The sequence below is a fragment of the uncultured Clostridium sp. genome (assembly GCF_947036855.1).
In the GTDB taxonomy this organism is placed as follows: Bacteria; Bacillota; Clostridia; order Clostridiales; family Clostridiaceae; genus Sarcina.
This window is the reverse complement of the sequence record NZ_CAMQRY010000075.1, coordinates 1-12,566: the sequence shown is the minus strand read 5'-3', so window position 1 is coordinate 12,566 and position 12,566 is coordinate 1. Positions and strand designations below refer to the sequence as shown.

Genomic DNA, 12,566 nt, shown 5'->3' with positions numbered 1-12,566 from the left:
ATAAGTCTTACAGTCATTTTACATAAGGATATTTTATAACGGTATAATAAATTTATAAAAGGCTTTAAGGGGGTACTATGAATATAATAGGGGTTTCAAATTTTATTTTTAAAAGATTATATAGAAGTTGTATTTTAATATTAGGATTTATAGCAACTTTGTATTTTATGGTTGTAAGGTATGCAAATACAGAGTTTATAGAGTTTATAAGTGCACAGGAATTTTCACTTTTAGCAATTATTGCAACTATGATTATTACAGTTTTATTTGCACTGCGAAATGATGAAAATGAGATAGAGCATCTTATGAGTAATAAGTTTCATTATGCACTTTCAGTTATTTTAGCTAGTGTAAAACTTGGATTTCTAATTCTTATAATTCCATTTTTTATAACACTTGCATCAGGCTTTAAAAGTAATAGACAACTTTTGATGAATGGAATGATTGAGTTTGTTTTGGTATATGCCTTTTCTGTTATAGCTATTTCAGTTTTTACAGCAGTAGTATGTGTTTTAGTTAAGAGTAATATTAAAAGGCTTGTATTTATGATAGGGGTTTTCTATATAACATCACCATTTACTAATATTTTAGCTGGTGGAAATAAGTTTTTAAAGGTGCTGTTTCATGGGTTTAATATACAGGAGGATAAGGAGTTCATTTCAACTAGTAACTATCTAGGTTTTAATCATGATATAAGATACATACTTGATAAAATTATTATGATTATTATTCTAGCTTTCATTATTTATATGACATATGTAATTCTTGAAAAGAAAAATAAAAAGATTATGAGCGTAGCTAGTATAGTTACAAGTTTTATAGTGCTTGGACTTGTAGGGGTTTCAGCATCTACATTTGATATTTATGCGTATAGTGCTGATATAGATGAAGAGAGTGTTTATTCAAATTATGAGGGTGATATAGAAATTCTAAGTTATGATATGAATCTTGATATTGGATATAAAGTTAATAATAAAGTTAATATGAGCTTTGAAAACTTAGGGGAAGATACAAAGAATACAGATTTTGTGTTAGATAATTTATTTGAGGTTAAAAATGTTAAATATGATGGTAAAGAGATTGATTTTACACACAAAGAAAATATTTTAAGTCTTAATATGCCTATAAAAAATGGTGAAAAGAAAAATGTAGAAATAACTTATGCAGGTAGAGTAACAATAGAAGATGACCTTGGCTATCCTGTGATGGTAGTTAATTCATCAAAGATAGATTTTGCTAGTAATATTGTTGCTTGGTATCCTAGAGGGAATAATTCAAATAAGATAGATTTTAATGTTGATTTAAATGGAAGAAATGGAGTTGTAAGTAATTTTGAAAATAATCAGGGTATCTTAAAGGGGAGAGCAGAAGAGTTAATAATTATTGATGCTAATATAGAAAGCGTAGAGCAGGAAGGTTATAAGATTTTAACTGAAGTTGATAATTATTTCTTAGAATATGACCTTAAAAAAATTGATGAATTTATTAAAAATGAAAAGATTACTTATTCACAGATGAAGGAAATTAAGGAGCGAAAAGAAATTTTAATTTTACCTTCAAATAGACTTGTACATTCTTCGGAAGTGAAAATTATAGATGGATTAATAGTGGTAGGCTAAAAAAATAGATGTTAGGGGGAATTGGATTGAATAAGCTTATAGTAGAAGATTTAGATTTTTCATATGGAGATTTTAAGGCACTTAAAAATATATCATTAGAGGCTAGTAATGGAATTATAGCACTACTTGGACCAAATGGAGCAGGAAAAAGTACGCTTATGAAAATACTTGTTACTCTTCTTGAAAAAGAGTCAGGGAATATTAATTTTAATGGAATAGACTATGAAAATACAGAGAAAATTAGAAGCTATATAGGATATCTTCCACAAAAGTTTGAGGCATATAAGAATGTTACTGGGAAAGAGTTTTTAAATTTCATTTATGATGTTAAAGGTTTAAAGATAAATAGGAAGGAACATATAGGTGGAATTATAAGTCTTGTGAATTTAGAAGAGTTTATAGATAGGAAGATAAATTCATATTCAGGTGGAGTTCTTAGAAGACTTGGGATTGCACAGGCACTTGTAGGAGATTCAAAACTTATAATAATTGATGAACCAACAGTAGGGCTTGACCCACAACAGAGAAATCAATTTAGAAATATTCTATCTAAAATCAGTATTGATAAAATTGTTATAATTTCAACGCATATAGTTGAAGATATTGAGTTTTGCTCTAATAATTTATTTATTTTAAATAAAGGTGAGATTAGATATTCAGGGAGTTCAAAAAATCTTATAGAAAGATATAAGAAAAATATTTGGACAAGTATTGTTGCAAGAGAAGAGTTTGACATGATAAATAGTAGATATGAAGTTTTAAGCTTTAGAAATGAAGATGATAAGTATGTGGTAAAGTATATTTCAAATGAGGGGTATGATGAAGAGGCAATAAATAATAGTGCAACACTAGAAGATGCTTATATATGTTGTATAGCTAAAGGTAAAAAGTCTATAACTGGTAATAGAATATGAATGGGTTTTTAAATGATATAAGTTTAAAGATTATAGATAAAAAAGTTAAAGTAGGATTTACAGCAGGGATAGCCTCACTTTTTATATTGACACTAACAAAGGGAGGATACTTACATCCAAGTGATATATTTATGTATATAGAAATAATACTTCCTTGTATATTTGCGATAACAGCCATATTTATATTTAAAGATGATTGCACAGAAGAAATTCATAATATGGTGATGATTTATAACAAGAAAAAATATAACAAAGTTTTACTTATAAGAATTTTAAGATTTTTAGGTATTAGCCTTATTATATTTTTAGGATTAACAGTAGTTAGTGTTTTTGCAAGTAAAAATGCAGAATATCATATTTTTAAAGAGGGCGTAAAGTTGGATTTAAGTGTTATAGGTCTATTTATAAGGAGTTATAGTAATACTATATTTTTAAGTATGCTACCACTTTTTATATTAAAAGTTTCTAAGAATATATTTGTAGCAGGAGGTTTTTGCACATTCTATATTTTTCAGGAAATTGGAAGTGAGGGAACTTATACAAATCCAGTAAATTTATTTGTTAGTTACAGTCAGAGAAGTGTTTATACACAAGAAGTATTTCTTTTAAATAGATTATTTTTTATAGTTTTATCAGTTATATTCATTGCATATATAGTTAAAAAGAAAAATTAGGGATGTAGCCATATCAAATTTAGTCTTAGATTAAAATATGATATGGCTATTTTGAATTTTAAGAAAGATGTTATAAGTTTTGATTATAAAAAGAAAGCGTGAGAATATATTTAGACTATATATTAAATAAGTTTGAAGGGGGATAATTTTTTGGATATTAGTTTTTTAACAGAAGGTAGTTTTCTTACAACAGCAGGTTCAATTATAGTTGGGCTTATAGCATTTTATCTTATTATTTTTAAGGTGCTTGGGCTTAGAATTATTGGAACTAATGAAGTTGGGATAGTTGAGAAGTGGTGGTCACCTAAGGGGAATCTTAAGGATGGGAAATTTATAGCTACAAATGGAGAGGCTGGTTTTCAACCTGATGTACTTAGGACAGGTATACATTTAAAGCCTGGTTTCCTTTATAGAGTTACTAAAACTCCACTTGTTACAATTCCACAGGGACAAATGGGATATGTTTTCTCAAGAGATGGAATAGCACTTGATAGTACACAAACGCTTGGTAAGATTGTAGAATGTAGTAACTATCAAGATACTAGAGCATTTCTTGCAAATGGAGGACAAAAAGGACCTCAAAGAGCAATTCTCAGAGAAGGAACTTACGCTTTTAATCTTAGTATTTTTATTGTTTTGACAGAGGCTAATAATTATTTTGTTAATATAGGAAATAAGCTTGAAATAGAACAAATAAAAAATATGGCAGATGATTTAAGAGCTAAGGATGGATTTAGACCTCTTGTTATAAAAAATAGAACTAAGAATACATCAGGTGTTGTGATAGATGACCCAATGGGAATTGTTACAATTCAAGATGGACCATCTCTTCCAAATGGAGAGATTATTGCACCAGTTGTTGGAGAGAGTCCAAAAGAACTTAAAAAGTATCATAATAATTTTCAAAATCCAGAGGCGTTTTTACTTGCTGGTGGATATAGAGGAAAACAATATCAAGTTATAAGTGATGGTACTTATTTTATAAATAGACTATTTGCTACAATAGAGATTATTCCAAAAACTATTGTACCAGTTGGATTTGCAGGGGTTGTTACATCTTTCGTTGGTATGAAAGGAATAGATGTGTCAGGAACTTCTTATACTCATGGAGAGCTTGTTGAGGAAGGGTGCAAAGGGATTTGGCAAGTTCCATTAAAACCTGGTAAGTACTCATATAATTTATCTGCTGGGATTCTTACACAGGTTCCAACTACAAATATTATATTAAAATGGCTTAAAGCAGAAGTTGGTGGGCATAAGTATGATGAGAATTTAAAAGAGGTAACACTTATAACTCTTGATGCTTTTGAACCAACACTTCCATTATCAGTGGTTTTACACATAGATTATAAGAAAGCTCCACTTGTTATACAAAGATTTGGAGATATTAAAAGACTTGTTGAGCAAACTCTTGATCCTATGGTTTCATCTTATTTTAAAAATATAGGTCAGAAAATGACTTTGATTGAGCTTATACAAAATCGTTCAGAAATTCAGAAAATAGCAACAGATGAAATGAAGCATAAGTTTGAAAATTATAATTTAGAACTTGAAGAGGTTCTCATAGGAACACCATCACCAGATGGAGATGCAAAAATTGAAGAGATTTTAAGACAGCTTAGTGAAAGACAACTTGCTAAGGAAAAAATTGAAACTTATAATTCAAAAATGAAAGCTAGTGAGAAGGAAAAAGAACTTAAAGATTTTGAAGCTAAAGCAGAGCAACAATCAGAACTTACAAAATCAGAAATTAATATTAGAGTTCAAAATAATATTGGTAAGGCAGAGCTAGAAAAAGCGAAACAAGATGCACAAAGACAAAAAGCACTTGCAGAGGCAGAAGCTTATAGAATCAAAAAGCTTGGAGAAGCTGAGGCTGATATGGTAGCTAGAAACGGTATATCAAAAGCTATTGGAATTCGAGAACAGGTGAATGCTTATGGTGGACCACGCTATCAGGTAGTGCAAGATGTAATGAGTAAATTCACAGATGCAATAAAAGAAGGAAGTATTAATATAGTTCCAAACAATGTTGTAACTATGGGTTCAACTGATGGAAGTGGTGGAGCTACAAATGCTATGGAAAGCCTTCTAGCAATTCTTTTATCAGAAAAAATGGGGATAGATTTTAAAGAAGGCAGTGGAGCAGATGAGTCAGAGTTTTCAAAGCATATGAGGGAAGAAATATACAAAAAATTAAATGATGAAAGTGAGAAAGAAAAAGGTATAAATTCAGAAATTAAATAAGAAAGTTATATGAAAAATAAGAATAAAGTGTTAATAAAGTTTGACTAAAAAACTTTTGTGATATATAATCTAATTAATGAGTACTTACTGGTTTTCTTAAGAAACTATTAAGTACAAAACAAATGAAGAAAGAAATGGGTGATTATATGACAGGGTCTATAAGTAAGGGAAATAATAAAAAACAATATAATTCTATGGTTATTGCAGGAGTATTTTTACTAGGTGCATTTGTTGCATTTTTAAATAGTACATTTATGAATGTTGCAATTCCAGATATAATGACAGAACTTAAAATAAGTGTTTCAACAGCACAGTGGTTAAGTACAGGATATATGTTGGTGCTTGGTATAATGATACCTTTCACAGCATTCTTTATTGATAAATTTAAAACAAGAACATTATTCTTTATATCTATGGGACTATTTACAGCGGGGACAATACTTGGAGCAACTGCTCATAGTTTTGATGTTCTTTTAGCAGCAAGACTTATTCAGGCAGCAGGTTCAGGAATAGTAATGCCACTTATGCAAACAGTATTCCTTATAATTTTCCCAATTGAAAAAAGAGGGTTTGCTATGGGAATAGTAGGAGTAGTTATTGCATTTGCACCAGCTATTGGACCTACACTTTCAGGATGGATTATAAATAGTCATCCTTGGAGATATTTATTTTATGTAACATTACCAATTGCTATAATTGATTTAATACTTGGATTTTTCTTATTGAAGAATGTTACTGATAATAAGAAAACTTCACTTGATATTTTATCAGTTATTACATCAATATTAGGATTTGGTGGACTTTTACTTGGAACAAGTAATGCTGGTAATGATGGATTTACAAACCAAAATGTATATATCCCAATAATAATTGGAGTTGTAGCACTTGTGATATTTGTTTGGAGACAACTTACAATGAAATCTCCAATGCTTAATCTTAGAGTATTTAAGAGTAGAGTATTTACTTTCTCAACAATAATAGCAATGATAGTATATGCAGGGCTTATATCTTCAGAACTTATGATACCAATGTACCTACAAAGTGGTAGAGGAGATACAGCACTTGTTGCAGGTCTTGTCCTTATGCCAGGGGCTATTGTGATGGGAATTATGAATCCTATTACAGGGATTTTATTTGATAAATATGGAGCAAGAATACTATCTTTAATAGGACTTGTAATATTTACAGTTGGAACATTTGCATTTGCATTTTTAACAACAAATACAAGTGAGTTTTATATTATGATTATGTATGCAGCTAGATTATTTGGTCTTGGAATGTTCCTTATGCCACTTACAACATCTGGACTTAATACTCTGAAAAGAGAATTATATTCACATGGTAATGCTGTAAATAATACAATGAGACAAATTGCAGGGGCAATAGGTACTTCAATACTTATAACAACAATGACTAAGGTTGCACAGAATTCAGGAATTATAAACCCAGAAAAAGCTTTAATTCATGGAATGAATGTAAGTTTTGGAGTAGCAGGAGTTCTTGGAGTTATAGGACTTATAATTGCAATCTTTGCAGTTAAGAAGAAAGAAATAAAAGTTACAGATTAATATATAGAAAAACTCTTATGATTTTAATTTTAAATCATAAGAGTTTTTTTGTTATTCATTATTCAAAACTGAAGAAAGAGAATTATCACTAAAAAATGTATTAGCATTATATAGGATAAGAGTATCATCAAATTTGTTATCATTTATAAGTTTATGAAGGTCTCCATAGTAATATCTTGGGTCAACAACAGTTATTTTATTATAGTGATGCACTAAAAATGGTATAAGACTATTTGCATATGAATCTTTTAGAATTAATAGTTTTTTATTATTAATAACAGTTGTATTAATATCTATTATAGGATGATTTCCATCAAGAAATATCCCATACTTATCTTTTGTATCAAGCTTATCAAAGTTATATAATGAAGCAGATTTTTTTTGAGATTCTAAGTAGTTTACAGATGTTTTGATATCAGAGTTGTCTGGAAGATATATTTCAATTGAATCAGTAAGACTTGTTCTAAAGCCACTTTTTGATGCCAGTGTACCATTAAAAGAATTACTTACTGTATAGGGCTTAAATTTTATATCTTCTTTCAAATTTAAAGTTTTTTTAATTTCAAGGTATGTTGTATAAGCACTAAGGCTTGTATAGTGGTGGTCTGTCCTATAAAATAAACTTTCACTTGAATTTTTATTAAATATGTCTGTTAAAGGTATAGTTTTTATATTTTTATTAAGTTTTTTATAAAACTCATTAATATAAGTTTCTTGTTTACTAGAATCTACAAGGTCTGGAAGTTTATCATCATAAATATTTATAGCAGTTGGAATTATAGTGGTATAAATATTTGTATCTTTAAATTTGGTAGCAAAAGTATTTATAGCATCTATATTGTTTTTTATATCCTCATTTGATGGTTTAAAATCTTCTATAAGGTAGCCATTATTTGCATAGAAAACATCATTTGAATTTTTTTTACCAAGTACAAGGTCAGATGTTGCTTTAACCCCTATAAATAAATCTCGTCCAACAAATTGGTCAGTCTTATATTTCTCATACTTTTTAAAGTATCTACCATCAAAGAGCCTTTCAACTGTGAATTTTGGCTTTTTAGTTAAAACTCTATTTTCAGAATTAGAGAAATCTTTGTCACTTATAATAAAGTTAAGTGCAACAAAAGCAACTATTGAAGTTATAAAAATTATTGCGATTTTTTTGTAGTAAGAATCATTCATTATCATAACCTCCTAAAATCTAAAGTACAGAAATGGATTATAAGTTTCTGTAACTAGATATGATATTGAAAAAAAGAGTACAAGTACATTAGCTATAATAGGAAGTATATTTTGTCTATCAATAAGTTTTTTAAAGAACTTATATGGTAGAGGAGTACATAATACTATAAGTACAACAAAAATTATCAAATAGTTTGATAAGTAATAAAAGGCTGACATATCAAAAAGCCCAAGACTTCCAGCAGAGAATAATAATTTAATATAGTCTAGTGCATAAGTCATATCAGGAGATGCAAAGAAAACCCAACCTATTATAATAAAAAACATTGTATAAAAGTGTGATAGAAAACTTGGAAGTTTATCTAAGATATCTTTTAAAAACATTTTTTCTATAAATAATATAAGTCCGTAGTAAAGTCCCCAAACTATAAAGTTGAAACTTGCACCATGCCATAGTCCTGTTATAAGCCAAACAATAAATAAATTTCTGCTTTGTTTAAGTAGTGAACATCTATTACCACCAAGAGGGATATAGATATATTCCCTAAACCAAGAGCCTAGTGATATATGCCATCTCCTCCAAAATTCAGTTATACTTTTTGATGTATATGGATAGTTGAAGTTTTCTATGAAATTAAAGCCAAACATTTTTCCAAGTCCTATTGCCATATCAGAGTAGGCAGAGAAGTCAAAATATATTTGAAATGTGAATGCTATAATACCAATCCAAGCTGTAAGAACTGAAATTTCAGAAAGGCTTGTACTAGATATGGTTGTCCAAAGAAAGCCTATGTTATTAGCAAGTAATACTTTTTTACCAAGCCCTAAGATAAATCTTTGAGAGCCTTCACCAAAGAGTGAAAGACTTTCTTTTCTATCAGATAATTCATCATTAACATCCTTATATCTAACAATAGGACCAGCAACAAGCTGAGGGAACATAGTTACATATAAAGAGAATGATATGATATTTTTTTGAACTCCCACTTTTTTTAGATAAACATCTATGATATAAGAAAGAGTTTGGAAAGTATAAAATGATATTCCAATTGGAAGAGGTAAATTTATAGCTATAATATCAAGTGAAAAAACAGTATTTATGATATCAATTAAAAAGCCATAATATTTAAAAAATCCAAGTATTAAAATATTGATAGAGATAGTAAAAATTAAAATCCATTTAGCTTTTTTTGAATCATTGCTATATTTATCTAAAAGTATACCCATAAAATAATCAAAGATAGTTGTAAAAAGCATAAGAAAAATATAAATAGGCTCACCAAATGCATAGAAAAAAAGGCTCATCAAAAGAAGAACAAGATTTTTAAGCTTTTTTGGTGAAATATAATATAAGCCAAGTGTTATAGGTAGAAAAGTAAATAGAAAAATTATACTACTAAAAACCATTTACTTATCACCACCCTTTAAAGCTGTTTTAAATATTTCATATATATCATCACTATTATTTGAAACACAGTAAAATATATAATTACCTTTTATTTTAAGAGTGTAATCTTCTAAAAGTTCACATTGCTCTGGCCCATAAGAACCAAAGGTTTCAATTTGTTTATCAACACGATTTTCTATAATATCTTTTATTGCATCTATATTTGAGGTGTCATTAAGTTTTAAAACAAGAATTTCATTAACATCCATAGTATTAGTAGGAGTATAGATTAAAAAGTCAGAAAAATCTGAGCCTTTTAATCCAAAAAATCTTTTAAGTGATTTAGAATCTCCTTTTTTTAAGTTTTCATCAGAAGTATTATCATCAAGAGATAACTCTAAAGAGTTAAAATTGATAGTATGATTTGCAGAACATCCTAAAAAAGATAAGGAAAATAAAAATATAATTGCTAGAGTAAATTTTTTTATCAATTTAAGCCCTCCTTAAATGTATTCTTTGAGTAAATTAAGCCAATGTCTATAAAAGTCAGGAGCAAAATGCATTCCATCAGGTCCAACAAGCTGTGGATTGTTTAAAACTACATGAGATGAATCAACAAAAGTAATATCAAGGTCTTTACACATTTTTTTAAGTGCCTTATTATAATCAGGAATCTTAGTGTATATAGTCCTATTTTTATAAACATGCTCTGAAACAGGCATAACTCCATTAATTATAATTTTAGAATTTGGAACTTGCTTTTGTATTGCAGTTATAAGTTTTTTATAGTCTGTTATAAATAAATCAATATTATCTTGATATATTAAAATATCATTCATTCCAAATAAAGTAATAACAGAACTAGGAGATAAATCCTTTAATATAGTTATGCTAGAATTTGTAGTTTTATTAATATTAGTTCCCATTTTAGCGATAACAGAAGATTTATTTAAAATATCATAAACAGCAAGTCCCTCAACCTGAGAATCACCTATAATAACAGTGCTTGAAAAAATATCTTTAAAGTTAAGAGTGCTTAGTTCTTCTGTATTAAAAGTAGAACGAATATTTTTAATTTCATTTTCAACATCTGCTAAATCATTTGAGTTTTGTTTTTTTACAGTATCTAAATCAGTAGTTTTTACATCATCAGAAATATGAGTGTTAGAAACTGCAATATAAGCTAAATTAAAACTTACAGCAATAACTAATATGCCTATTATAAAAATTGTTTTTTTATTATAAAAATCCATTTAAGTTCTCCTTATAAAAGTAGGATTTACAATTAAAATTTAGTAGACTATTTGCTTTTAAAAAGAAAATAGAAACTTTAATGGTAAATATATTTATCTTTATAGTTTATTAATAAGGAAAATATAAAATGATAAAAATAATATAAGTAATAAAAATTTAGGAATTAAAAAATATTAAAAGATTAGAAAGTTTAAGAATGGTAGAAGAATAAAAAAAATTACTCATGCACAAAGCATGAGTAATTTTTTGTGTTTTATAGATTTATAATTTCTAAATCATCTGGAACTAAAATAATACCATCAAATTTAGCTTGTCCTTCATTAATGTAACGTTCTTTTCTATTAGCTAAATCTTTATCTTCTGTATGATATAAAATAACTGTTTTAGCATTTACAGTTTTAGCATTTTCACAGGCATCAAGTGCTGTGGCATGATGTTTTTCATAAGGTTTAAATATATCTTTTTCAGAATATAAGCAAAAAGCTTCATGTAATAGATAATCTACATTACTTGCATATTTAAATTCAGACTCTCTATAATACTCATCTCCAAGGAATGTTAAAGTCTTTCCATTTAAAAGCTCAGTTTTAAATCCATATTGTAAAAGCTTTGTACTACCTATATCAAAGAAAGTAGTTTTTCTTCCAAGTATATTTAAAGTCATATCATTTGTTACTTCTTTAAATATAATTTCATTATTAAACATATCTAAGAATTTCTTTTTAAGAACTATGTTACAAATAGTTTTAATTGCTTTAAGAACTGATTGTTCACCATATACAGTAAAGTTACCATCATATGATTTTTTAGCTATTGAAGTTGCAATAGCTCTTATAACCCAAGGTGCACCAAGTATATGGTCGCTATGAGTATGTGATATAAACATATGTTTAATGTTATTTATTTTAATATTAGATTTTTCTAAATTTACAAGAATATTATTTCCACCACCAGCATCTATAAGAAAATGTTCATTATTATCTGAAAGTGTAAAGCATGTATTGTAGCACTTAGTAACCATGGCAGAGCCAGTCCCAAGTATAGTTAGTTTCTCCATAATTCATTACTCCTATAAGTTAAATTTCTTTTTACATAATTATAGCATATTTAAAATACTCATTTTAAAGTGATAAATTTAAAATGAGTAGTAAGTTATAAAAAATTGTAAGTAAAGACTTAAATCTTTTATAAAATTAGAATAATAAAAAATGTTTTAAGAAATTTTTATAAAAGTGTTAATCTTGTGATTATCTCTTTATGTGCTGGATAGGTAGCTAAAAGGAAATTTCTTTCAAATAGTTCAAAGTCAGAGAATTCAAATCCTGGTGAAACCATACATCCTACAAGAGAGAAGCCTTTATTATTCATAGCTGAACCAAATATATAATTTTTAGGAACAAGTACTTGAGGACTTTCTCCATTTGCCATATCAAGTCCAAGTTGTTTAGTGATTAGCTCTCCAGTAGGACTTATCATATATATAGTAAGTGAATTACCAGCATGGTAGTACCACATTTCATCTGATTTTAATCTGTGGAAGTGTGAGACTTCACCATCTCTTAGTAAAAAATATATATTAGTCCAAAGATTTCTTTTACCTGTAATATCTGTATTTAAACTATCAGTTGTTATAATTTGCTCTGACAAAAAGCTTGGTTTATAAAAGCGAGGCCACTGAAAAAAGAATTTTTATGATTTTTTATATGAAATAAAAATACCCA

At 28.0% G+C, this 12,566-nt stretch carries 10 protein-coding genes and 1 pseudogene; 5 read left to right on the top strand and 6 right to left on the bottom strand.

Going from position 1 to position 12,566, the window contains the following annotated elements; all coding sequences use genetic code 11:
• Window positions 1-77 precede the first annotated feature (77 nt).
• The 5 genes from Q0V15_RS08685 to Q0V15_RS08665 all read left to right on the top strand — a co-directional run bounded on the left by Q0V15_RS08685 (window position 78) and on the right by Q0V15_RS08665 (window position 7,022).
• Complete coding sequence (locus Q0V15_RS08685) at window positions 78-1,619, top strand: hypothetical protein (protein ID WP_297438044.1); 1,542 nt, start codon at window positions 78-80, stop codon at window positions 1,617-1,619.
• A gap of 26 nt (window positions 1,620-1,645) precedes the next feature.
• Complete coding sequence (locus Q0V15_RS08680; protein ID WP_297438042.1) at window positions 1,646-2,533, top strand: ATP-binding cassette domain-containing protein; 888 nt, start codon at window positions 1,646-1,648, stop codon at window positions 2,531-2,533.
• Window positions 2,530-3,207, top strand: coding sequence for a hypothetical protein (locus Q0V15_RS08675; RefSeq protein WP_297438040.1), 678 nt, complete (start codon window positions 2,530-2,532; stop codon window positions 3,205-3,207). Before Q0V15_RS08680 ends, Q0V15_RS08675 begins: the two co-directional genes overlap by 4 nt.
• A gap of 150 nt (window positions 3,208-3,357) precedes the next feature.
• Entirely contained in the window at window positions 3,358-5,454 is a 2,097-nt protein-coding gene (locus tag Q0V15_RS08670) for an SPFH domain-containing protein (protein ID WP_297438038.1), read from the top strand.
• A 122-nt stretch (window positions 5,455-5,576) separates the two neighbouring features.
• On the top strand, window positions 5,577-7,022 hold the full coding sequence (locus tag Q0V15_RS08665) for an MDR family MFS transporter (RefSeq protein WP_297438036.1): 1,446 nt from the start codon (window positions 5,577-5,579) through the stop codon (window positions 7,020-7,022).
• Window positions 7,023-7,073: 51 nt separating this feature from the next.
• Here the strand turns inward: Q0V15_RS08665 and Q0V15_RS08660 are convergent, their stop codons facing one another.
• From Q0V15_RS08660 to Q0V15_RS08635, 6 genes and pseudogenes are all read right to left on the bottom strand, one after another.
• Window positions 7,074-8,204, bottom strand: coding sequence for a DHHW family protein (locus tag Q0V15_RS08660; protein WP_297438034.1), 1,131 nt, complete (start codon window positions 8,202-8,204; stop codon window positions 7,074-7,076).
• A 12-nt stretch (window positions 8,205-8,216) separates the two neighbouring features.
• Window positions 8,217-9,611, bottom strand: coding sequence for an MBOAT family protein (locus Q0V15_RS08655; protein ID WP_297438032.1), 1,395 nt, complete (start codon window positions 9,609-9,611; stop codon window positions 8,217-8,219).
• Window positions 9,612-10,082, bottom strand: coding sequence for a DUF4358 domain-containing protein (locus tag Q0V15_RS08650; protein ID WP_297438020.1), 471 nt, complete (start codon window positions 10,080-10,082; stop codon window positions 9,612-9,614).
• A 12-nt stretch (window positions 10,083-10,094) separates the two neighbouring features.
• Window positions 10,095-10,844, bottom strand: a complete 750-nt coding sequence (locus Q0V15_RS08645) for a GDSL-type esterase/lipase family protein (RefSeq protein WP_297438017.1) — start codon at window positions 10,842-10,844, stop codon at window positions 10,095-10,097.
• Between the two features lie 254 nt (window positions 10,845-11,098).
• A complete protein-coding gene (locus Q0V15_RS08640; RefSeq protein WP_297438015.1) occupies window positions 11,099-11,902 on the bottom strand; it encodes an MBL fold metallo-hydrolase in 804 nt (267 codons plus the stop codon).
• Window positions 11,903-12,069: 167 nt separating this feature from the next.
• Window positions 12,070-12,510: pseudogene (locus Q0V15_RS08635) on the bottom strand (cupin domain-containing protein); the annotation flags it as partial.
• Between the last annotated feature and the right edge of the window lie 56 nt (window positions 12,511-12,566).